16 protein-coding genes are annotated in these 22,544 nt (G+C 54.4%); 8 read left to right on the top strand and 8 right to left on the bottom strand.

The window, feature by feature from the left end:
- The first annotated feature begins 216 nt into the window (after window positions 1-216).
- The 5 genes from recC to AYI87_RS14200 all read left to right on the top strand — a co-directional run bounded on the left by recC (window position 217) and on the right by AYI87_RS14200 (window position 11,618).
- Complete coding sequence (gene recC / locus AYI87_RS14220; RefSeq protein WP_144203175.1) at window positions 217-3,807, top strand: exodeoxyribonuclease V subunit gamma; 3,591 nt, start codon at window positions 217-219, stop codon at window positions 3,805-3,807.
- A 1-nt stretch (window position 3,808) separates the two neighbouring features.
- Window positions 3,809-7,456, top strand: coding sequence for an exodeoxyribonuclease V subunit beta (gene recB, locus AYI87_RS14215; RefSeq protein WP_144203172.1), 3,648 nt, complete (start codon window positions 3,809-3,811; stop codon window positions 7,454-7,456).
- Window positions 7,453-9,543: an exodeoxyribonuclease V subunit alpha gene (recD, locus tag AYI87_RS14210; RefSeq protein ID WP_144203170.1), complete on the top strand. Its 2,091-nt coding sequence runs from the start codon at window positions 7,453-7,455 to the stop codon at window positions 9,541-9,543. Before recB ends, recD begins: the two co-directional genes overlap by 4 nt.
- Window positions 9,476-10,486, top strand: coding sequence for a hypothetical protein (locus tag AYI87_RS14205; protein ID WP_186300634.1), 1,011 nt, complete (start codon window positions 9,476-9,478; stop codon window positions 10,484-10,486). The genes recD and AYI87_RS14205 overlap by 68 nt, the downstream gene beginning before the upstream one ends.
- Before the next feature lie 127 nt (window positions 10,487-10,613).
- Window positions 10,614-11,618 (top strand): D-alanine--D-alanine ligase, encoded by a 1,005-nt coding sequence (locus AYI87_RS14200; RefSeq protein WP_144203167.1) that lies wholly within the window; start codon window positions 10,614-10,616, stop codon window positions 11,616-11,618.
- 94 nt (window positions 11,619-11,712) lie between these two features.
- Here AYI87_RS14200 and AYI87_RS14195 read toward each other — a convergent pair whose 3' ends face one another.
- The 3 genes from AYI87_RS14195 to AYI87_RS14185 all read right to left on the bottom strand — a co-directional run bounded on the left by AYI87_RS14195 (window position 11,713) and on the right by AYI87_RS14185 (window position 15,534).
- Window positions 11,713-12,150: an Hsp20 family protein gene (locus AYI87_RS14195; RefSeq protein ID WP_011865932.1), complete on the bottom strand. Its 438-nt coding sequence runs from the start codon at window positions 12,148-12,150 to the stop codon at window positions 11,713-11,715.
- Between the two features lie 400 nt (window positions 12,151-12,550).
- A complete protein-coding gene (ushA, locus tag AYI87_RS14190; RefSeq protein ID WP_144203165.1) occupies window positions 12,551-14,254 on the bottom strand; it encodes a bifunctional UDP-sugar hydrolase/5'-nucleotidase UshA in 1,704 nt (567 codons plus the stop codon).
- 605 nt (window positions 14,255-14,859) lie between these two features.
- Window positions 14,860-15,534 carry an alpha/beta hydrolase gene (locus tag AYI87_RS14185; protein ID WP_144203162.1) on the bottom strand — a complete coding sequence of 225 codons (675 nt, stop codon included), beginning with the start codon at window positions 15,532-15,534 and terminating at the stop codon, window positions 14,860-14,862.
- Window positions 15,535-15,726: 192 nt separating this feature from the next.
- Here AYI87_RS14185 and AYI87_RS14180 point away from each other — a divergent pair, with 192 nt between their 5' ends.
- The gene (locus AYI87_RS14180; RefSeq protein ID WP_144203159.1) at window positions 15,727-16,719 is read left to right on the top strand and encodes a glutathione S-transferase family protein; all 993 of its coding nucleotides are present in this window, start codon (window positions 15,727-15,729) and stop codon (window positions 16,717-16,719) included.
- 181 nt (window positions 16,720-16,900) lie between these two features.
- On the opposite strand, the gene AYI87_RS14175 is transcribed toward AYI87_RS14180, so the two are convergent.
- From AYI87_RS14175 to AYI87_RS14160, 4 genes are all read right to left on the bottom strand, one after another.
- Window positions 16,901-17,125, bottom strand: a complete 225-nt coding sequence (locus AYI87_RS14175; protein WP_144203156.1) for a DUF3389 family protein — start codon at window positions 17,123-17,125, stop codon at window positions 16,901-16,903.
- A gap of 95 nt (window positions 17,126-17,220) precedes the next feature.
- Window positions 17,221-17,703 (bottom strand): peptidylprolyl isomerase, encoded by a 483-nt coding sequence (locus AYI87_RS14170; protein ID WP_144203153.1) that lies wholly within the window; start codon window positions 17,701-17,703, stop codon window positions 17,221-17,223.
- Window positions 17,704-17,777: 74 nt separating this feature from the next.
- Window positions 17,778-18,650, bottom strand: a complete 873-nt coding sequence (locus AYI87_RS14165) for a WYL domain-containing protein (RefSeq protein WP_144203150.1) — start codon at window positions 18,648-18,650, stop codon at window positions 17,778-17,780.
- Between the two features lie 282 nt (window positions 18,651-18,932).
- Window positions 18,933-20,120 carry a lytic murein transglycosylase gene (locus AYI87_RS14160; protein WP_144203148.1) on the bottom strand — a complete coding sequence of 396 codons (1,188 nt, stop codon included), beginning with the start codon at window positions 20,118-20,120 and terminating at the stop codon, window positions 18,933-18,935.
- 255 nt (window positions 20,121-20,375) lie between these two features.
- On the opposite strand from AYI87_RS14160, the gene AYI87_RS14155 reads away from it, so the two are divergent.
- Both AYI87_RS14155 and AYI87_RS14150 read left to right on the top strand, forming a co-directional pair.
- Window positions 20,376-20,750: a DUF2750 domain-containing protein gene (locus tag AYI87_RS14155; RefSeq protein ID WP_409928975.1), complete on the top strand. Its 375-nt coding sequence runs from the start codon at window positions 20,376-20,378 to the stop codon at window positions 20,748-20,750.
- 57 nt (window positions 20,751-20,807) lie between these two features.
- Window positions 20,808-21,476, top strand: a complete 669-nt coding sequence (locus tag AYI87_RS14150) for a hypothetical protein (protein WP_144203145.1) — start codon at window positions 20,808-20,810, stop codon at window positions 21,474-21,476.
- A 42-nt stretch (window positions 21,477-21,518) separates the two neighbouring features.
- Here the strand turns inward: AYI87_RS14150 and AYI87_RS14145 are convergent, their stop codons facing one another.
- A complete protein-coding gene (locus tag AYI87_RS14145) occupies window positions 21,519-22,472 on the bottom strand; it encodes a chemotaxis protein CheV (RefSeq protein ID WP_144203142.1) in 954 nt (317 codons plus the stop codon).
- Window positions 22,473-22,544: the final 72 nt, after the last annotated feature.

Here is a 22,544-nt window from a genome sequence, read left to right as displayed (position 1 = left end):
GCCACATGAATACAAATTAGATCGATAGCGTCAGGATACTCATTCAAGCATTGTTGATGCAGGCTAATCCTCAAGCAAAGCCATTGAAAATGTATGAAAAACAAGCATAAACTGAGCTAACATATCGAATTACGCCGATATTGTACGGCGAGCATTGGCCGGAAAACCCAGATGCCCTAGAATGGCCACAGAACAACGAAATGGATAAGTGATCTCATGCTGTATTTGGTGCAATCGAATCGAATGGAGGCTTTGGCAGAGCTGCTCGCCAACGAGCTACAGACGCCCCTGCCGGGTCAGTCGCCGCTAAGCAATGAGCAGATCTTGGTCCAGAGTCCCGGCATGTCCACCTGGCTCAGGCTCGCCATCGCCAAACAAAACCAGGTCGCGGCGGCGCTGGAGTTCCCCTTGCCGTCGAGCTTTATCTGGCAACTCTGCCACCAGCTGCTACCGGATGTCCCCAAGGAGAACGCCTTTACCAAACCGGCCATGACCTGGAAGCTGATGGAGCTGCTGCCAGACCTCTTGTCTCTGGAGGTGTTCGCCCCGCTGGCAAACTATCTGAAAGACGATGCCATACTCACGGACAGCGCGGCGCCGCACTCATTAAAACTGTTTCAGCTTTGCAGCCAGATAGCCGACATCTTCGACCAATACCTGGTCTATCGCCCCGACTGGATCTTGGCTTGGGAACAGGGTGAGGATCGACTGCCCCCCAAGGAGCGCCCGCTAGCGGCCAACCAGCAGTGGCAAAGCCTGCTCTGGCGCGAACTTATTCACTACAATCATCACACGCTGAACCAGAGCCGCTCTCACAGGGCGAACCTGCACCAGGCGCTGTTTGATGCCTTAAGCGATCCCCTGTGCGATCTTAGCAAGTTGCCGCCGCGCCTGTTTGTCTTTGGCATTTCCTCCATGGCGCCGCAGACACTAGAAGTGCTCTACTTTTTGGCCAAACGGATCGACGTGGTGATGCTCAACTTAAGCCCCTGCCAACACTATTGGGGCGACATAGTAGATCCTAAGCTCAGGGCGCGAATGGCGCTGCAATATGGCGACAAGCAGCAACTCGCCATCGATTGGGAGAGTAAGCTCGAGGTGGGCAATCCCCTGCTGGCCAACAACGGCAAGATGGGCCGCGAGCTGTTAGACCTTATCCTAGAATTGCCGGAAAACGACACCAACTTCAACTTCGAGTGCTATCAAGATCCGGGCTCAAACACCCTGCTCCACGGCGTGCAGCAAGATATCCTAGAGCTTTGCACCCGCGGCGAAACCCTAGGACCGGACGCCGAACTCTATCTCACCACCAAAGGCAGACGAGTACTTAAGAATGACGATGATTCCCTGACCCTCAGGAGCTGTCACAGCCCGCTGCGAGAGCTCGAGACACTGCACGATCATCTGCTGGAGCAGTTGTCGCAATCGGATGGTCTCGCCCCCAAAGATATCGTAGTGATGATGCCAGATGTGGCGGCCTACGCACCCTACATAGATGCGGTATTTGCCTCCAAACGCGGCGATCATTTTATCCCTTACGCTATCGCCGATCGCGGCGCGGCACAGGAATCACCTCTGATCAACAGCTTCCTGCACCTGCTAGATCTCAACAAGAGCCGCTTCGCCCTGACGGACATCTTAGGCATACTCGAGGTGCCCGCCGTGATGCGCCGCTTCGATCTGGACGATGATGATCTCCTGCTTATCCGCCGCTGGCTTGAACAGGCGGGCGTGCGCTGGGGACGGGATCAGCACAGCCGTCAGGCGCAGCAGTTGCCCGCCTTCGAACACAACTCCTGGGCCTTTGGCATCAAGCGGCTGATCTTGGGCTATAGCTTCAGCGATGAGGCACCTATCTATCATAACAGCCTGGCGCTCCCAGGCGTCGAAGGGCAATCGGCCCAGGCACTGGGTAAGCTGCTCAACTTTATCGAGGCGATCGACGAGTTTAATCTAGCGCTTGGCGAGCATTGCCCCTTAAGCGTGCGCATTACTCAACTGCAGACCCTGGTAGAGACCTTCTACGACTGCGTCGATGAGGAGCTGAGTCAGAAACAGGAGCTTTTACAGGCGATCACCCGTCTGAGTGAAGAGCTCACTGCTACACAGTATCAGAGCGAACTCGAACTCGAAGTGATGCAGAACTGGTTTACCCGTCACCTCACCGAGTCCCGGGTGGGACAGCGCTACCTGGCCGGTAGCGTCAACTTCTGTACCCTGATGCCGATGCGCTCCATCCCCTTTAAGCTGGTCTGTCTGCTGGGCATGAACGATGGTGTTTACCCCAGGGTACAGCACCCGGTAGGCTTCGACCTGGTAGCGCAGGAAGGGCCACGTAAGGGAGACCGTTCCCGCAGGCTGGATGACAGATACCTGTTCCTTGAGGCGCTGCTCTCTGCCAGAAAGCAGCTCTACATCAGCTATATCGGCCATAGCGAGCGGGATAACAGTGAGCGCATCCCCTCTATGTTAGTGTCGGAGCTTATCGAATACTGCCAGCTCTGCTATTTGCCAGAAGCCTGCGCTCACCTGCTGAACGGGGCTAGTGAAGATGACACAAGCACGGTAGATATTGCCAAAATCGAGCAGGCCATCTTAGACCAGCTAATCATCACCATGCCGCTGCAGCCTTTCGATGAACGCCTCTATCTGGCAGACGAGTCTGAAGGCGCAGAGTGTGAAGGCGCAAAGAGTGAGCCAAGACGTCTTCGCCAGAGCTATAGCGAGCAGTGGTGCCCTAGCGCCCTTGCTGAGCAGGATAAGCAGCACGACGGGGAGCAGGGTGCCAAGCCAGCAAGTGCTAGTCATTTCATCGAGGCGCCGCTGACTCTGGTCGCCGATGAAGATAAGGGCGAGCCGCTTGAGCTCTCGGCGCTGATCCGTTTCTACCGTAATCCGGCGCAGTATTTTTTCAATCGCACCCTCAAGCTGGATCTTAATCTCAGCATACAAGCGGATGAAAACGATGAGCCCTTCGCCCTCAATCCCCTGTCTCGCTATCAGCTGCAATCGACCCTGATAGAAGATGCGGTCAAGTCAGGCGATGAGCGGCCATCGAGTGAGCTACTAGAGCGCTTGCGGCTCTCGGGTCAACTGCCCCTTGCCCCATTTGACGATCTCCTGCTTAAACAGTATCAGCACGATATTCGCGCCCTGGTCGGTCGCACCCTCTATCTGCAGGGTGAGAGCTGCCATACCCAGGATATCAATCTTCTCCTGGGCGATAGCGCCGCCACGGCTTTAGTGGGGCGAATCGACGGCGTCAGCGCCAAGGGGCTGGTCAACTACCGTCCGGGGACGGCGAACGCGCGGGATCTGATCCGCGTTTATCTGCGTCACCTGTGCCTTAACGCTAGTCTTAACGCCAGCGTCAGCGAAAATAGCGACATGGAAATCCATGAGGGCACCCCCTGGCAGCGCCACAGCTATCTGCTCGATATCGGCCATTTCCACGCCTTTGCGCCGATAACGCCAGAGCAGGCGCTCAATCAGCTCTCACTCTGGGCCGAGCGCTATCATCAGGGGCAGAGCCAGCCCCTGCCCTTCATGCCAAGAACCGCCTTTGCCTATGTCGAAGCCGAGGGAGATCATATTGAGAAGCTGATCGCCGCCCAGCCACAATGGCTCGATGAACAATCTAACCTGGGTGAAGGCCAGGAGGCTCACTATCAGCGGTTATTTACTTTCCCTGATGATTTTAGCGAGGCAGGCTTTGGCACCATAGCCAGCACGCTGCTCTCACCCATGCTGAGTCTTTATCACAAGGCGCCGCTGAGCGAGTTGGCCGATTTCGTGGAGGGCCAATAAGATGGCGACACAGACACTGGATCCCTTAAGCCTGCCGCTGTCGGGCACTCGCCTCATCGAGGCCAGCGCGGGTACCGGCAAGACCTACACCATAGCCGGCCTCTATGTGCGCTTATTATTGGGCGATAGCCAGCGCGCGCCGCTAAGCTGCGAGCAGATCCTGGTGGTGACTTTTACCAACGCCGCCACTCAGGAGCTTAGGGATCGTATCCGCAAGAAGATCCAGCTGGCCTACCGCGCCTTTCTCGGCATGGAAGTGGACGATCCCCTGATCAACACACTCTATTCAGAGGCGGAGCCAGAGGCGCGTAGCCAGGCGCTGAAGCGGCTGGATCTCGCCCTCAAGTCGCTGGATGAGGCAGCTATTTTTACCATACATGGTTTCTGTCAGCGTATTTTGTCGGACATGGCGTTCGAATCATCCCTGCTGTTTGAGTCAGAATTTACTCTGGATGACAGCCAGTACCTGCACCATGCGGTGCGCGACTTCTGGCGTGAGGCCTGCTATCCGCTGCCCGGTTATCTGGCGCAGATCATCAGCAATAAGTTTAGCGATCCAGACGGCCTGACCAAGCAGCTACGGCCGCTACTCGGCGCCAATCAGGCCAGCGTCTCGCCGACACCCGAAGCCTTCAGTCAGGTGGCGGAGCGCCTGAGTCAGAGCCTTTCGAGACTCAAGCTTATCTGGCCGCGCGAGCGCGATACCACCCTTGAGCTGCTCAAGGCGCTGCCGCTCAACGGCACCCGCTTTGGCAAGAAGGATCAGGGCTATCCCAAGCTCGAGACCCTGTTCGCCGCCATGGATAACTGGGCGGCTCAGCCGCTCTCCCTGCCCGACAGCAAGGTGCTGGGGGCGCTGGCCTTAGGCGGCTTAAAGCTCAACAAGGGCGGCGAGATCCCAACGCCGGAGCAGGCGCCGCTACTTGCCCATATCGAGCGCGTCACAGAAACCATAGACACCTTAGTGCCCAGCTTCCTCTACGGCGCCCGCGATGGGATAAAGGCCCGTTTTGCGGCGCAGAAACAGCTTAAGAATCTGCGCACACCGGACGATCTGCTGATCGCCTTGGCCGATGCCCTGAGCGAGGAGACAGACCAGGAGCAGGCCCTGGCACGGGCCATCGCCAAGCGTTTCCCCATCGCGCTAATCGATGAGTTTCAGGATACGGATCCGCTGCAATATCAGATCTTCAGCCGCATCTATCAAGACCAGCAGGTCTCAACAGACAGCGACCTCGGCCTCTTGATGATTGGTGACCCCAAACAGGCGATCTACGCCTTTCGCGGCGCCGATATCCACACCTATATCCATGCCAGGGGCCAGACGGAAAACCACTACAGCCTGGACACCAACTACCGCTCCAGCCAGGCCATGGTCGAGGCGGTCAATCAGCTGTTCTCGAGGAGCGACGATCCCTTCATCAGCGAGGCGATCCCCTTTGAGCTCATCAAGCCCTCCCCCATGGCGGCAGAGAAAAGCCTGGTCGAGAAGGCACCTAAAACGAGCGCGCTGCGGCTTAAGCTGCTCAGCGAAGACCCTAACGCCGGACTCAATAAGGCCAGCGCCCGCAGCCAGTTGGCCGAAGATGCCGCCAACGAGATAGCCAGGCTGCTCAACGAAGCCCAGCGCGGCGAGTGCTTGAAGCAGAATAAACCGCTCAAGGCAAAAGATATCGCGGTGCTTGTCAGGGATCGCAACGAGGCCGCCTACATCAAATCGGCACTGAGTAGCCGGGGGATAGGCGCCGTCTTTCTCAGCCGCGACAGCGTATTCGATACCCTGGTGGCCAAGGAACTCGCCCTGGTGCTACTGGCCATCGCCAATCCCAAAGATGAGCGCGCGCTGCGCAGCGCCATGGCCACCGCCCTGCTGGGCTATGATGCCCAGGCGATCCATGCCTTTAATCTGGATGAAGATGTGCGTCAGCAGCAGCTCGAGGCCTTCGACAACCTGCATCAAACCTGGCTCAAGCGCGGGATCATGCCCTGTATGATGGCCTTGGCGGCCGATACCCACCTCATCGAGCGTCTGTTGACTGCAGATGAGGGGCAGCGCCGCCTGACCGATTTTAGGCACCTGGGCGAACTGCTGCAACAAAAAGCGATGGAGCTCGACGGCATCAGCGCCCTGCTCAACTGGTATCAGCAGACGCTGATCGAGGTGAGTAGCACGGAAGAGGCCCAGCTCAGGCTGGAGAGCGAGCAGAATCTGGTACAGATAGTCACCATACACAAGAGTAAGGGTCTGGAATATCCCATCTGTTTCCTGCCCTTCGTCAGCCTGGCCAGAGACAATCGCCGCAAGCCTGCACCTATGCTCTACCACGAGCAAGATGCCCTGGTGTGGGATATCGACCAGAGCGACGAGGGCTGGGCTAAATACAAGGCGGAAAATCTCGCCGAAGATCTGCGCCTGCTCTATGTGGCGCTAACTCGTCCCGTGCTCGCCTGCTACTGCTATGTCGCCAACCATTCGCGCTTCACCAAGCGTGACGGCATCAGCAGCCAGTTGTTCGAGACCGCCATTGGCTACCTTTTGGGCATAGAGACCAAGGCCTGTGAGTTTGCCGACATTCAGGCCGCCGCACAGGCGCTGGCGAGCGAGGCGATCTCGGTCGATTTGGTGGTAAGCGATGCGCCCAAGTTAGACTTTGACCCTATCGACACTGCCGATGCCGTCAAGCTGGCGCCGCGGCCACTTAGCCGCAGGCGCGAGGTCCCCTGGCGGGTGGGCAGCTATTCAGGCCTAGTGAAACATTCGGCTCACGAACAGGTCAGCCCAGGCATGGGCGATGAGGCCTTCCCCGAGCTTGAGCAGTTAGCTCCCGACAGCGAGCAGCTGTCACGATTCAGCTTCGAGCGCGGCGCCAACGCGGGGAGTTTCCTCCACTGGGTGCTGGAGCAGATTGACTTTACCCAGGCCAATACCAGCCTAGGCGACGAGCTACCCAAGGCGATGGAGCGCTTCGGCATCGATAGCGAGTGGCAAGAGATGCTGCATGCCTGGTATCTGGATCTGCTGCACGTGCCGCTCGATGGTGATGGGCTGTGTCTTGCGAGCCTAAGCCAAGCGCAGAAACTGGTGGAGATGGAGTTTTATATGCCTATAGGCAAGCTCGATGCACCTAGGCTTAATCAGCTGCTGAGTCAGTATGGCTATAGCGCCGCCCTGGCCTTCGAGACCCTAGAGGGGATGCTCAAGGGCTTTATCGACTTAACCTTCGAATATCAGGGCAAGTTCTATATCGCCGACTACAAGTCCAACCATCTGGGAGATCATCTGAGCCATTATGAAAAGCCCGCCATGCAACGGGCCATCGCCGGTCATCACTATGACCTGCAGTACATCATCTATAGCCTGGCGCTACATCGCTACCTCACGCTGCGCCTGCCCGGCTATCAGTATGAGCAGCATGTGGGCGGCTGCTACTACCTCTTTCTTAGGGGCATGTCGGCCGACTCACCGAGTACCGGCGTCTATTACGACAAGCCCCCCCTGGCGCTGATCCAGGCCCTGGACACCCTGCTTAGCGAGGCTGAGGCCAGTGAATCTCAAGCTGAGTCTCAAGCTGAGCCTGAGTCGCACTCGCCAACAGACAGGCAATCTGACATGCAATCAGGCCCAGCACAAGGAGAGCTAGACCTATGATCCAGCTAGCACAGCCACTTAGCCAGCTGCTTAAGCACTGGCAGCAAGAGGGACTGCTGACCCCATTGGATCGCCACTTTGCCCTGCACATGCAAGCCCTGCACAGCGATGGCGACGATCTCTTTACCCTGATCTGCGCCCTGCTCAGCCGTCAGCTATCCCAGCAACACACCTGTCTGCCCCTGACTCAGATAGACAGGAATAACCCGCTGCATGAACAGCTGCCCCAATGTCAACTTGAGCTGACCCCACAGGCGCTGGCCGAGCAGTTGACGCAATATCAAGCCGTTAGCCCGGCCAATGGTGAGCTAAACACCCCCTTGATCCTCGATGGCGACAGGCTCTATCTGCAGCGTTACTACCAGTTTGAGACTCAGGTAGCCGAGCGTCTTACGCGCCTCAATCAGCCCATCACAGTTGCCGCGCCGGACAAGGTAGCCAGCATACTGAATATTCTGTTTGCCGGTCAGGCCGAGAAGCCCGATTGGCAGAGGGTAGCCACCGCCACCGCCTTTAGTCAGAAGCTGGCGGTGATCACCGGCGGACCTGGCACGGGTAAGACAACCACTGTGACTAAGCTGTTACTGCTACTCTGTCTGGAGCAGCAACTCACCATCAAGTTGGTGGCGCCAACGGGTAAGGCGGCCGCGCGCCTGAGCGAATCGATCAAGGCGTCCAAGGCGAGGCTGGCGCAGGAGTTGGCGCCCTATGGTGACGAGTTGGATCTTGAGCAGCTTAAGCAGGTGCCCGAAGAGGCGGCCACCCTGCACCGTCTGCTGGGAGTGATCCCCGGCTCCCACAGATTCAGGCACCACAAGGACAATCCTCTCAGACTGGATCTCTTGATCCTCGACGAGGCCTCCATGGTAGACCTGCCCATGATGCACAAGTTGCTGGCCGCGCTACCCGAACACGCCAGGCTTATTCTGCTTGGCGATCAGGACCAGCTCGCCTCGGTGGAGGCTGGCGCCGTGCTGGCTGATATCTGCGCCGGGCTCAAGCAAGCAGAGGCTCAGAACATTGGAGCCCAGAACATCGGAGCTCAAAACATTGCAACTCAGAGCATTGGCTCTCTAAACATTGAGAATCAGCAAGCAAATGGCTGGCGCATGCGCTACTCAAAAGAGAAGGCGGCACTCCTCAGTCAATTGACCAATGAAGATCTCAGTGCCTATATAGATACTCGCCCGGCACTGGGCGATAGTCTGGCCATGCTAATGCACAGCCACAGATTTAAGGGCGATGCCGGCATCGGCCAACTGGCTGGCGCCGTCAACCGCCGAGATCTGACGGGCATATTAAGTGTCTGGCAGAAAGGATACGACGAACTTAGCTGGCTTGAGCATCAACTCACGCCCCAGGGCAACGCCGGCCTCACGGCCTTGATGGCTCAGAGCGTCGACAAATATCGCCCTTATCTGGACTTGGTGAATCGCCTGGCCAATAAGGCGCCGGCTGGCGAGGTCAATGGACAGCTAGATGAAAAGTTAGCTGCAGAAGCAGATCAACAGCTGGATCTGGACGAAATCGCCAACCAGATCATCACTCGCTTCAACGACTACCGTATCCTCTGCGCCATGCGCGCCGGCGAATATGGCGTCGAGGGGATCAACGCGGCGGTCACCCAAGCCCTGAAGGATGCCCATCTCATTCAGCCATCCAGCGAATTCTACGCCGGACGTCCCATCATCATTCAGAGTAACGACTATAACCTTGGGCTGTTTAACGGCGATATCGGGGTGATCTTGCCAGGTCACGGCCCCAGCCACCGCCTGATGGCCTATTTCGTTCAGGCCGATGGCAGCCTACTCAAGGTACTGCCCGCTCGCCTGCCCAGCCACGAGACCTGTTACGCCATGACGGTGCATAAGAGTCAAGGCAGTGAGTTTCAGCAGGTCGCCTTCGTCTTGCCGCCAAGGCCCAGCGTTGCCCAGCGCCAATTGCTTACCAAGGAGCTGGTTTACACCGCCATCACCCGCGCCAAGGGACACTTTAGCTGCCTTGGCAGTCAGGCGGTGTTTGAAGCGGCATGCAGTCAGGCAACCCTTAGGGCCTCTGGTCTGGCACATAGGTTGTGGCCAGCATGAGTCAAACCTTGTCCCAGCTGCTCAACCAGCGCCCGAGTGCCCGAGTGCCCATCCGAGGGCGTTAGTGGTGGGTAACGGCATCAATCGCTATCGCCCTAGCAGTCAACGTGACGAGCAAGTAACCAGCATCAACGCCTGGGATGAGATGCTCCTCAGCCTTTGGCGTGCCCACCAGGGCGATGAGGTGGCCAGCATCCCAGTAGGCATCGCCCTCACCGAGTTTTATGATGCGCTGGATCTCATCAGTAGTAAGCCCAACAAGCAGCTGCAAAAGGAGTTCTGTAGCCTGATGGCCAGCTGGCAACCCCAGCGTCAACACCAACGACTGATAGCCTGGGCAGCGGCGAACAACACGCCAGTGCTGACCACTAACTTCGAACAGACCCTGGCGAAAAGTCACCAACTTAAGCTACATCACCTGCAGGCCAAACATTTTACCGACTTCTACCCCTGGTCCAGCTACTTTGCCAAGTCGCCCATCACCTCGCCCACAGAGGAGTTTGCCATCTGGCACATCAACGGCATGCAGAGGTATGCCCGCAGCGTGCGCTTGGGACTGAGTCATTACATGGGGGCGGTAGACAGAGCCAGGGATATTCTGCATCAGGGCCATCTGGGTGGCGGCTTTAAAAATGCGCTAAAGGAGCATTGGCGCGGCAACAGCACCTGGCTCAATATCTTGCTGCATAACGAACTGGTGTTTATCGGACTAGGCCTTGAGAGTAACGAGATCTTTCTGCGCTGGTTGCTTATCGAGCGCGCCAAGCTGTATAAGGCCTTTCCCGAGCGCAGGCGCGCGGCCTACTATATTTACGCCGGTGAGCCTATTTCCCAGGGACAAGCGCTGTTTCTTGAGGCGGTAGGCGTGACTGTGCTGCCACAAACCGATTATGAGGCACTCTATGAGGCGCCCTGGGCCGAGCGTAAAGGCGGCTATAGATAATGATTTCGGCCACAAATTGCCCGGTCAGACATTAAGCTTTCTTTAAGCTGCATCCAGGACTTGCATAAAAAAATCAGCACGTCATAGTGAGCATGGAAAACGATACAGAGTCGAATACGGAGACCCGATGAATCCGATCAACCTTTTACTTTTATGCGGTGGCGGCGGCGATGAACACGCCATCTCCCTGCTGTCGGCCAACTACTTCGAGACCTCGCTGGCGAAACTTCCCCACCTGAATGTGCTGCGGGTCGAACTCGATGCCAAGGGGCAATATCAGACCAAATCAGGTGAGCGCTGTGAGCTGACCAATCGCCGTGAGATCCGTTTCGAAGATGAGAACCTGGCGCCCTGGCCGGTGGATTATGTGATCCCCTGTATTCACGGCTACCCTGGCGAGACCGGCGACATTCAGTCCTATTTCGAACTCATTAACCTGCCCTATTTCGGCTGTGACGCCGAGGGCTCGCGCAACTGTTTCAACAAGATCACCGCCAAGATGTGGTTTAGCGCCCTGGGGATCCCGAACACCCCTTACCTCTTCCTGAATCAACTGGACGAGCAGGCAATCGCCCAAACCACAGATGCCCTGGCCAAGTGGGGCTCAGTATTCGTAAAGGCCGCCTCACAAGGCTCATCTGTCGGCTGTTACCGGGTCGATGACGCGGCGCAGATCCCGGCTATTCTGGCCGATGCGTTTCGCTATTCGCCCTATGTGGTGGTGGAGAAAACCATTCAGGCGCGGGAGCTGGAAGTCGCCGTCTATCAATATCGCGGCGAGACGGTCGCCACCCTGCCTGGCGAGGTGATCTGCGCCGGTGGCACCTTCTATACCTATGACGAGAAATATGCCGCCGACAGTAAGGCCACCACTCGGGTCGTGGCCGAGGTAAGCGATGAGATAGCACAGCAGATCCGCGCCTATGCGGTGAAGGTATTCGATGGCATGAAGCTCAGACATCTGTCGCGCATCGATTTCTTCCTCACGCCAGAGGGCGAGATCTTACTCAACGAGATCAACACCTTCCCGGGCCTGACGCCGATATCTATGTTCCCTAAGATGCTGACCAACCATGGCGATGACTTTAGCCAATACTTGAATGAAGCCATTCTGACCGGGCTTAATCGCTAAACCTAAAAGGTGAACGTTAGCCATCAAAAAAGGGAGCCTAGGCTCCCTTTTTTATTCGATGCAGTGCTCTAAAGCGCAGCACTTAGCCATTCATTTAGGCGTCTAGCAGCCTTGAAGTTGAGATCTCAATCTTGCGCGGCTTTAGGGCCTCGGGGATCTCACGCTGCAGATCGATATTGAGCAGGCCGTTTTCGAGGTCGGCTCCAATCACAGTCACATAGTCGGCCAGCTGGAAGGTGCGCTCGAAACCGCGCTCAGCAATACCCTGATACAGGTATTTGCGCTCGCTCTCCTGCTCCGCCTTGGTGCCTTTTACCACTAGCTTGTCGCCTTCGCTGGTGATATCTAATTCTTCCATCGCAAAGCCGGCCACCGCCATGGTGATGCGATAGCGATTCTCGCTCAGCAGCTCGATGTTGTATGGGGGATAACCCGAGTTACCCTTGTTCGATGCAGCATGCTCGGCAAGCTGGGCTAAACGATCGAATCCAATGGCACTACGGTATAGAGGGGTCAAATCATAATTACGCATAGGTATATCCTTGTATTAAGCAATATAGTGGTTAGTGGCCGACAATAATTCACACGATATGTTTCGAATAAATTGCGCCGCACCTTTTAGTGACATTACCGGGCAGCCCAAAGGCACTGCCATAACAAAATCAATATCTTGGGTAACATCAGGGGCCTCGATGAGCGCCCCATACTTACTATATGTGGCTAGCCATTTATGATTTCAAGGAAGAAATTTAAAAAAATTTTCCGGCGCCGTTTGAATGGACTTGTACACAAATTGATGACCCAGAATTTGAACCAGAGAATGAGCCAGCTAAATCCCCTCGTAAACTAGCTAGATCCGACTTAGATGAATGTGAAATCTCGGGCATAAAAAAGGCAGCCCTGAGGCTGCCCTTTGTGTCGCTTAATTCTGCTTATTGAGCAGTGATCTTACAACCTTCAACACTTTCAGAGTTTTCGTAAACGATATCGCCTACTGGGTTGTAGTCGGCCGCTACGATAGTGCCTGCATCCTTGAAGAAGGTGTACAGTACTTCGGCATCAACATAACCTGTTTGTACTGGGTTTAGCTTAGGATAGCCGTCACCACCTGCCGCGTTATAGCTAGGAACTGTCATGGTGTAAGAGCCAGTCGCGCTGTACTCTTTACCGTTAACTTCGCTGATAGCCACTGTCTTAGCCGCACAGTCAACAGTCATCTTAACGCCAGTGATCTGAGCGTAAGCGCCTGCACCAATCTGTAGGCTGGCCACTTCACCCAGGTAAGCACTAAGCTCTTCACCTGTCATAGTGCTTAGGGTCACCATGTTACCGAAAGGCTGTACGGTCAGTACGTCGCGGTAAGAGATGTCACCCGCTGCGATTGACGCACGAACACCACCAGAGTTCATCACGCCCACATCGGCCGCAACCTTGGTACGCTGCGCATCGGCGATCAGACGACCCAGGTTAGTCTGCATGAAACGTACATTTGCACGCTCACCGTCTAGCAAGCCATCGGTAGAAGCAATCACTTCGTCCAGTTGGCCTTGGCCACGCTCTTGGTAATAAGAAAGCATCTCTTTCAGTGCAGCATCTGCCTCGATGGCTTCACCTACCAGAACTTTAGTCTCGTTACCTTGCTCATCTTTTACTTTCTTCACTAGGTTAACAGGAACCAGCTTGTAGTTAGCCAGGTGCAGTTCACCATTGAAGTATTCGAAATCGGCGCGGCCAACATACTTACCCCACTCGTGGGCTTGCATGATGTAGGTGCCGTTTTGCTGATCAGGTGTACACTCGTCGCCCGGTGCGAAGTCAGCATATTCGCCGCCTTCCATACAAACTGGATTTTGTGAGTGACCACCGATCACAGCCTGAAGTTGGCCTTGCTCTAGTGCCTTAGCCAGAGCCACGTCGCCAGGCGCGTTGCTGCCGTGTTCACCGTTCGCATAGTGACCCATGTGAGTCGTTGCAAAGATAAGATCGGCTGCCTTAGCGTCTTTGATCTCTTTGATCACCTTAACGATCTCTTCTTTAGGATCGGTGAACTTAAGACCTGAGATAAATTCTGGGTTACCCAGCTTAGCCGTGTCTTCGGTGGTTAGACCGATAACAGCGATCTTGATGCCGTTAACATCGAATACCTTGTAGGCTTCGAAGTAGCGAGTGCCATCTTCGTTGTAGATGTTAGCCGCCAGCATAGGGAAGTTAGCGATAGAACGCTGTGAATCCAGTACCGCCAATGGATTATCAAATTCGTGGTTACCGACCGCCATAGCGTCATAACCGATATCGTTCATGCCAAGGAAATCTGGCAGTGCGTCTTGCAGATCAGACTCAGGTACACCTGTGTTAATATCACCACCAGAAAGTAGCAGAGTTTCGCCGCCATTGGCCGCCACTTCGGCGCGGATCTTTTCGATCAGCGTCTTACGTGCCGCCATACCATATTCGCCGTCTTTGTTTTCCCAGAAACGGCCATGGTTATCATTGGTGTGCAGTACGGTAAATTTGGTGCAAGCAGTGCCAGCTTCAGCACATGTTGTTGGCGCCTTGTCGTCATCGCTGCTGTTACAACCAGCAAGTGCTGCTAATACAGCGGTAGCGACTAATCCTTTTAAAAGCTTATTTGTCATTACATCAACCCCTAGATTATCTTTTTTATTAACCATCATAATTTTTGATAGCGAACGTCATAATCTCGCCGCGAAATATAATAGCAAACAATATCTAGTAAATGTGGCATTTTTATGAACAAACATAGGGCAAATGTTTATTTTAAAAGCGTTTTACGCCTTTCATTGTTTCACCAGCAGAACAAGGTAAAAATGAATTGCGAGGCCTATCGATAAATTAAAACGGCAATAGATATCGATTTCCCATCTATTTTATTAACTTGCACCTATTTTCTAAAAAATAAGGATACTCCCTTTAAAAAAACAAGCCCTAACATACCTAGATCACAAAACCGGTAAAAATTTCACACTAGATCAACTTCATCTAAAGCAGTAAAACGTAATACAGCACAAATCGATGATTTTTTTGTCGAAAAGGTCGCCATTTATGGGCAATTGTTAACCTATGGTTACGACAAAATGACCAGGCAGTGCCCGCCAATTGATTGACGTGATATCCTTCACACTCTTGAAAGCATAAAAAAGGGGCGCCAACTGGCGCCCCTCGCTTTTTTTAATAATCCTGTTCCAAATCAGGTAGGTAATCAGGCAGGTGAACAGACTCCTTATTCGCTCAGTCGCGCCTTAAGCCACTGACCTATCTCCTGAAGCTGATTTGGCAACACGCTATGACCCATAGGATAGGTATGCCACTCGCTAGAATAGCCCGCCTTGGAAATCAGATCATAGGCCGCGCGGCCAAGTGCCAAGGGAACCACCTCATCCTGCTCACCATGTTGTTGCAGCAGCGGGGTATTACGATTCGCCTCGTTTAGGTTATCGGGCATGACATGGCCCGTCGGCAGATAGCAAGATAGTGCCATGATCCCCGCCAGGCGCTGAGCAAATCGCAAACCGGTAAACAGGCTCATCACCCCCCCCTGGCTAAAACCGGCCAAGACTATCTTATTGCTCGGCACGCCAGAGGCGATCTGCTCCTCGATCAACGCGCTAATCGCCAGCTCTGAGGCCAAGACGCCAGCCATGTCGGCGCGATTGTCTACATCCATCCCCTTGATGTCATACCAGGCGGGCATCACATACCCCTGGTTGATGGTCACCGGCATGTTTGGCGCATGGGGAAAGATGAAACGCACGCCGAGGTCATCGGGCAGACCCAGAAGTGGCACCACAGGGGCAAAACCGGCGCCGGAATCGCCAAGGCCATGCAACCAGATCACGCAGGCGCGGCACTGGGATTGAGGTTCTATGGTGATCCGCTCTAACGGCTGTTGAGACATAGGGTTTCCTTTATTACTCTTCATTAGCTGTTTAGGTGCGGCCGATCATATCAGGAAGCCTAAGTTCACCCAACTATAGTCAGCCCAACTATTCGATAAAGTCGAATAAAAAATGCCAGTTTTCGCGTTTTTTATCCGCTTAGTCGACTGTTACACTGCACTTAATGAGTTAGATAAGCGAGGCAGACACAGATGGGATTACTTCAAGGTGGCCAATGGGTCGATAAATGGTATGACACAGACAAGAGCAAGGGTACGTTTGTAAGGGAAGACGCTGCCTTTCGCCGCTGGATAAAGGCACCGACAGAAGATGAGCCTGAGCCCGAGTTTAAAGCCGAGTCGGGTCGCTACCATCTCTATGTCTCTCTCGCCTGTCCCTGGGCGCACAGAACCCTTATCTTTCGCGAGCTGAAATCGTTGCAGGCCCATATCGGCGTCACCGTCGTTGAGCCCCATATGCTGAGCAACGGCTGGGAGTTTAGTGGCCCCAAGCAGAGCGAGATCGCCCAGCATATAGAGGGCAGTGAGATCGACAGGCTCAACGGTAAAGATTATCTCTATCAGATCTACCAACTGGCCAAGCCAGACTATAGCGGTCGGGTGACTGTACCTGTGCTGTGGGACAAGCAGCGCCGCACCATAGTCAGCAACGAGTCGGCGGAGATCATCCGCATGTTTAATAGCGCCTTTAACGAGATCACCGGCAATTATCTCGACTTCTACCCCGCCGCCCATAGTGAGGAGATAGACGAGATCAATCACTGGGTCTACAACAAGATCAATAATGGTGTGTACAAAGCAGGTTTTGCCACCACACAGGCGGCCTATGAGCAGGCTTTCGATGAACTGTTTGACGCCTTAGATAGCTTAGAGACACGTCTTAGCCAGCAGCGCTATCTGGTGGGTGACCAAATTACCGAAGCCGACTGGCGCTTGTTTACCACACTCGTGCGCTTTGACGCCGTCTATGTAGGGCACTTCAAGACCAATCGCAATCGCATCACGGACATGCCCGCAATCCAAGCCTACCTGAAGGAGTTATACCAACACCCTGGTGTTGCCAAGACGGTCAACTTTGAGCATATCAAGCAGCACTACTACTTCAGCCATGGCCAGATCAACCCGACGCGCGTGGTTCCCAAGGGCCCCAGGTTAGATCTCGACTCGCCCCACGGCCGTGACTAGCTTAGCCAAAACTAGCCGTGCTTAGACCCGACTTGCTTAGACCCGACTTGCTTAGACCCGACTTGCTTAGACGCAACTTGCTTATTCGCCACTAGCTTATTCGCCACTAGCTTATTCGCCACAATTATGGCCGTTAACAGGCGGCATCGGCAGCAACTGATGAAGTAGAAATCAATCTTGCCTAGGCGATATCGATACCGAGACTCTCGGCGATATCACCTAGCTGATTTGCATCGTCTAAGCTAAGGTGCCAACGCACCGCGCCCGCATCGGCCACCATGATGTTGCCCGCGCTGAGCAGGCGTAGATCATCGGCCATGGCAAAGAGGCTGACACCTTTGGTGAGTTTTACCAGCACCTCTTGGGGCGAGACGATTATCCGCCCCCCTGAAAATTCAATGACCACAGCTTACTTCCCCGTTAGATATGCAAAGACCCAGGAAAGCCCGGGTCTCTATGGTTATTCAGGTACTCGCCACTAGTCTAGTGGTCGTGACCATTCTAGTGGTGGTGACCGCCGACGCCATGGGCGTGACCGTGGGCGATCTCTTCTGCAGTCGCCTCGCGCGCGTCGACAACCTCAAGATCGAAAGTCAGCTCGCGGCCAGCCAGTGGATGGTTGATATCCACGGTCGCCATAAACTTGCCCACCTTGAGTACTGTCACCTGGCGCTGGCCCTGGTCAGTGCTGATGATGGCGCGCATACCAGGCTTCCACACTTTTGCGCCTTGCAGATGCTTAATAGACACGCGCTGCTCGCCGTTTTCGTTACGCACGCCATAGGTTTCTTCCGGTGGCAGGGTCACAGAAAACTTCTCACCCACAGCCTTACCTTCCATCGCCTTCTCGACGCCAGGCATCATGTTGTCATGCCCATGTAAGTAGGCAATAGGATCTAATCCTTCGTTGGTTTCGAGCACTTCACCTGCTTCATCGCGTAAGGTGTAGTTAAACTGCACGACCATATCGTCTTTAATGCTCATCAAGCGTCCTTAGTTAGTCTCTTTTCATCAAGTGGGCGAAGCTTAGCAAAACTTCCTCCGAGGCGCTACGCCTGTTATGCCTTGGCGCCCGGCACTATGGCCAGATGCTCTATCTCGCTTAAGATGGCGTGATTCTTAAGCGCCAGCTGACAGACGCCGCTGCGGATCTGATGCTGAGCCGAGCAGTCGACGCTCCACTGGCGCAGCAGATAACCGGCTAAGGCGGCGCGGCAACTGAGCACCAATTCCCCCTCGCTCATCTGATAGTCCAGCGCAATCGCCTCGGGATGCTTCAGGCTGGGATGGGGGATCAACACCAGAGAAACCAACTTCTGCCAGTAGCCATCCTTATCTTGCAGCTCATGGTCGAAAGGCTCGGTGGCGCTCTGGCTTACCGCCTTAAAACGGGTCACCACAAAGTCGGTAAACACCTGATGGGTGCGATCGAAACAGCGCACATGCCAGCGCTGTCCGTTATTCACCAGGGTGTGCGGCACCAGCTCTCTTTGAGTTTCCCCCGATGACACGGACACATAGGTCACGGCGATCGCCTGCTTATGGGCGATAGCGCGCATCACGGCGGCGATAATATTGGTATCGGGATGAATAAGCTGCACCGCATCCAGACAGACACTACTTGGCGTCACCGGATGGGATAGCCCATCGCCGAAACCATTGGCCAATCCATGGAGGATCGCCTCGGGATCATGGTCAAACAGGGGGGTAAACTCGGCGCGCCTATGGTAACGCTTGGTCTGATGCACCAACTCCAAGTTGTGGGGCGCCAGCTCGCGATAGCTGGCGAAATCCCGGGTCGCCGCCGCCAGGCCTGTGGCGAATTTGGCGATCAAGTCCTGGCGCGATACCTGGCCAAAATACTGCAAACTAAAGTCGATAAACGCCAGACGTTGCCGCTGGGCAAAGGACAAACTCTCCATCGCATCCATATTACTACCTTTTATTGCCACTCGTCATACCAATCACGGTAAGTAAGTGATCAGAAATAGCGCAGAAAAAACAGCCGAGAACAAGGCAGAATTTTTTGATAAGTAGTTATTCTACAATCAAAAATAATAACACCGTTATCGGACGTTTTAACAAGCTAGCATGACCAGTTATTTACTACGATTGGTATAAAATGCTGTCATTAAGAAATGGCCGAGCAAATTGCCCGGCCAACGTCTTAAGCTAATGTAAATTTTATCGAGATGCAATCATAATGGTTAGCACTATTTGATGCCCAGGGCACTGAAGGTCTCATCGCTTGGAAATCCGTCGGCCACCAGACCAACACTGCGCTGAAAAGCCTGCAGGCCGGCGCGGGAGTTGACTCCAAGCACGCCATCAGGCTTACCCACCTCATAGCCCTTCTCGTTGAGTTTGGCCTGCAACTGCTTAAGCTTGTCGCGGCTAATGTTGTCATGTTTCGGCGGCGCCACATGCAGGCGAGCCCCACCATTGATGCGATCGGCCAGATGCCCGACGGCGATGGCGTAAAACTCTGAGCGGTTCCAGCGCATGATCACATCGAAGTTGCCATAACCTAAGAATGCCGGCCCAGTATGCCCAGCCGGAAGATAGAGTGCGGCTTGCATGTCGGGAGTCGACAGCGCGTGGCCGTTGGCCTGAGTGATCCCCAAACCGGCCCAGGTGGTTAAACTTTGTTTATCGTTACGGCCAAGGTGGCGAAAATCATAATCCTTTGGCAGGGAGACCTCGCGGCCCCAGCGCTCGTTGCGCATCCAACCCAGATTATTCAAGAAGTTAGCCGCCGACGACAGGGCGTCCTCAGTGCTGTTAAACAGATCGGCCTTGCCGTCACCGTCGGCGTCCACCGCATACTTGGCATAGGCCGAGGGCATAAATTGAGTGTGCCCCATGGCGCCGGCCCAAGAGCCTTGCATCTGGGCATTATCAAATTGGTAGGCCTCTTTGAGCTTCAATGCCTGAATCAATTCACCGGTAAAATAGTCGCTACGTCTCGGATCGCAAGCAAGGGTTGTCAGCGAGTCAATCACCGGCATCTTGCCTTTATAGGAGCCGAAATTGGTCTCAAGTCCCCAGAAGGCCACCAGATACTGAGGCGGAATGCCATATTCTTGCTGCAACTTATGCAGCAGCGGGCCATGCAGCTTAAGCAGACGCCTCCCCTCCTGAACCCGCCAGTCGGTAACCCGCTTGGAGAAATAGTTGTCGAAGGTCTGACTAAATTCCGGCTGCTTCTTATCCAACTCAATCACCCTGGTCACAAACTTCACCTGACCCAGACCCTCTTCTACCGTCTTGCTCGACACTCCGGCGGCGAGTGCCTTCTGTTTGAGTGCACTGACACAGGTATCGAAATCTTGGGCGAGCACGCTAAGGCTTGGCAAGCCGGTTGCCAGGATCAGGGATGCAAAGGTGAGCAATTTTTTCAAAATAGAGACTCCAAGAGAAAACGGCTAAAAAAATAAGAAACTTAATGATCTGCAGCCGGTGAGAAACCAGACCTTCCCCAGACATGATAACGACTCGAGGCACTTATACTAAATGATTTATGATTAATTATTCGAACTAAGACCAGTTTGTCCCATGAGCGAATAAATAGTGGGCTAATCACTTCACCTAGCGCTTGGCTCGTTAGCCACATCGCGTATAATGGGCTCGATTTTACTCACTCTAAGAGAACTCACATGACAGACACTCAAATGACAGACAATAGTCCCGTTTTAGCAAGCTTTATCGACAACGTAAAAGAGCAGCAAGCCGTTTGGGGCCTGCAAGATGAAACCGGCGAAGGTTGGGTCGTGTGTGACTCGTCAGAATATGAAGAGACGGATGTGATGCCACTATGGTCTAGCGAAGCACAGGCCAAGGTACACTGCACTGAAGAATGGCAGGATTATCAGCCAGCTCCCATTCCACTGGAAGAGCTGCTGGAATATTGGATTCAAGACCTGCACGATGACGGCGTATTAGTGGGTATCGACTGGGTCGCCGAGCAGGAATGCCTGGAGCTCGACCCTATCACACTGGCCAAGAGCCTGGTCGACATAGAGCAAGAGTAAGCCCTGAGGTTGCGCTGTAATATGCGCTTAAGCCAGTTAGCAGACAGGGGATAGCCCTTGTCTGCAAGCCTGCCCCTGGTCGACATCCCCTTCGACAGACGCCACACCTGCTGGTTCTGTGCCGAGCCCTGTGCTCATCAGTTTGACTATCACGCCTTGGGCCATTGCCCTCACCCCTCGTTAGCGGTTCCCGCCTGTAAAGAATGCCTGCAGATCGCCGAAAAGGCCCCGCTCAGCTCCATCTGGGACTGCCACAGCGCAGTTAAAGACGAGTTAATGCGCCGCTACGCTAAACACTTGGCCATAGGCGAAAACTGGACCCAAGAGGAGCTCGAAGAGTCGTACTTTAGCTGTAAGGTGTTCGAAGGCTTTAAGAAGAGCGCCTGGTTTATGTATCAAGTCGCCAAAGCGCGGGTGAGCGTTGCGCCCTGGCCCCTCAGCCTCAAGGGGATCCCACTCGACGTCGCAGGTTTTGGCGGCGGTTTTGAGTTCGATGGCGTGCAATTTTCCTCTGTGGCCAAGGCAGTCGAACATTACGCCAAGATGCTGGGGTTGGATAAGGCCTTCCTGCATCAATTGCTGGCTGCCGTCGGCCGCGACCGTTTCGGTTACGCGGTGCGCATCGCCAGGATCAATATCGTCTCCACCGCCGTGGTCAAACGTCAGGTACTGCGAGATATCCTTGCCGAGCAGGCACTCGACCATGATTCGTTAGACAATAGCTAGTCGTTAGCTAATTGTTGGCTAATAGTACTGAAAGTCTTACGTTTAATTTACCTGCTCGGGCAACTGAGTACGTAGACGCTCCTGCACCACATCCACCAGCAGATCCGGCTGGAATTTTGAGATAAAGCGATCGCATCCTACCTTCTCCACCATGGCATTGTTAAAGCTGCCACTCAGTGAGGTGTTGAGGGTAATAAAGAGATTGGCCATACGCTTGTCGTTGCGCACCTCATAGGTGAGGCGATAGCCGTCCATCTCGGGCATCTCGGCGTCGGTGATCAGCATGAGTATCTCTTGGTTGATATCGCGGCCCTCATCGCACCAGCGCTTCAACAGCTTAAGCGCCTGCAGGCCATCGGAGGTCTCGATCACCTCGATACCCAGGGGCGCTAGCGTGTCTTTCACCTGACGGCGAGCCGTGGCCGAGTCATCGGCGATCAAGATCTTGCGCCCTATCATCTTGCCCACCAAGGCCTCATCCAACACCCCATCTGATATGGCGATATCATAGTGAACGATTTCCGCCAGCACCTTCTCCACATCGATAATGGAGACCAGGCGCGTCGCACCATCCACCTCCACCTTAGTGATGGCGGTCAGATAGTTGTGACTGCCGGTGCTCTTTGGCGGCGGCATGATGTCGCTCCAGGTCATATTGATGATATGGTCGACCTTGCCCACCATAAAGCCCTGCACGCTGCGGTTATATTCGGTGATGATAAGGTTAGCTTCCTGATCGCTATTCATGGGCTGAAAGCCGATAGCGGCGCGAAGATCGATGACGGGGATCGAGGTGCCACGAATGTTGGCGACCCCCTTTATGCTAGGATGGCTACCGGGCAAGGCGCTCAGTTTAGGCAGCTTGACCACCTCTTTGACCTTAAACACATTGATCGCAAAAAGCTGCGTCGCATTGATACGAAACAGCAGCAGCTCGAGACGGTTTTCGCCAACCAACTGGGTACGCTGATCGACACTCTCTAGCACTTTAGCCATACAATTCTCACTACGTCATGATGTGATGGACGCGATACGCCATTAATTATAGCCATGATCCCCGGATTTCGA

The organism is Shewanella sp. KCT (assembly GCF_007636505.1).
In the GTDB taxonomy this organism is placed as follows: Bacteria; Pseudomonadota; Gammaproteobacteria; order Enterobacterales; family Shewanellaceae; genus Shewanella; species Shewanella halotolerans.
This window is presented reverse-complemented; position numbering and strand designations above follow the sequence as displayed.

What these genes read in the sequence shown, in the direction of transcription:
- recC (WP_144203175.1), top strand. Translation starts at nt 217, where the DNA reads ATGCTGTATTTGGTGCAATCGAATCGAATGGAGGCTTTGGCAGAGCTG.
- recB (WP_144203172.1), top strand. Translation starts at nt 3,809, where the DNA reads ATGGCGACACAGACACTGGATCCCTTAAGCCTGCCGCTGTCGGGCACT.
- recD (WP_144203170.1), top strand. Translation starts at nt 7,453, where the DNA reads ATGATCCAGCTAGCACAGCCACTTAGCCAGCTGCTTAAGCACTGGCAG.
- AYI87_RS14200 (WP_144203167.1), top strand. Translation starts at nt 10,614, where the DNA reads ATGAATCCGATCAACCTTTTACTTTTATGCGGTGGCGGCGGCGATGAA.
- AYI87_RS14195 (WP_011865932.1), bottom strand. Translation starts at nt 12,150, where the DNA reads ATGCGTAATTATGATTTGACCCCTCTATACCGTAGTGCCATTGGATTC.
- ushA (WP_144203165.1), bottom strand. Translation starts at nt 14,254, where the DNA reads ATGACAAATAAGCTTTTAAAAGGATTAGTCGCTACCGCTGTATTAGCA.
- AYI87_RS14185 (WP_144203162.1), bottom strand. Translation starts at nt 15,534, where the DNA reads ATGTCTCAACAGCCGTTAGAGCGGATCACCATAGAACCTCAATCCCAG.
- AYI87_RS14180 (WP_144203159.1), top strand. Translation starts at nt 15,727, where the DNA reads ATGGGATTACTTCAAGGTGGCCAATGGGTCGATAAATGGTATGACACA.
- AYI87_RS14170 (WP_144203153.1), bottom strand. Translation starts at nt 17,703, where the DNA reads ATGAGCATTAAAGACGATATGGTCGTGCAGTTTAACTACACCTTACGC.
- AYI87_RS14165 (WP_144203150.1), bottom strand. Translation starts at nt 18,650, where the DNA reads ATGGATGCGATGGAGAGTTTGTCCTTTGCCCAGCGGCAACGTCTGGCG.
- AYI87_RS14155 (WP_409928975.1), top strand. Translation starts at nt 20,376, where the DNA reads ATGACAGACACTCAAATGACAGACAATAGTCCCGTTTTAGCAAGCTTT.
- AYI87_RS14145 (WP_144203142.1), bottom strand. Translation starts at nt 22,472, where the DNA reads ATGGCTAAAGTGCTAGAGAGTGTCGATCAGCGTACCCAGTTGGTTGGC.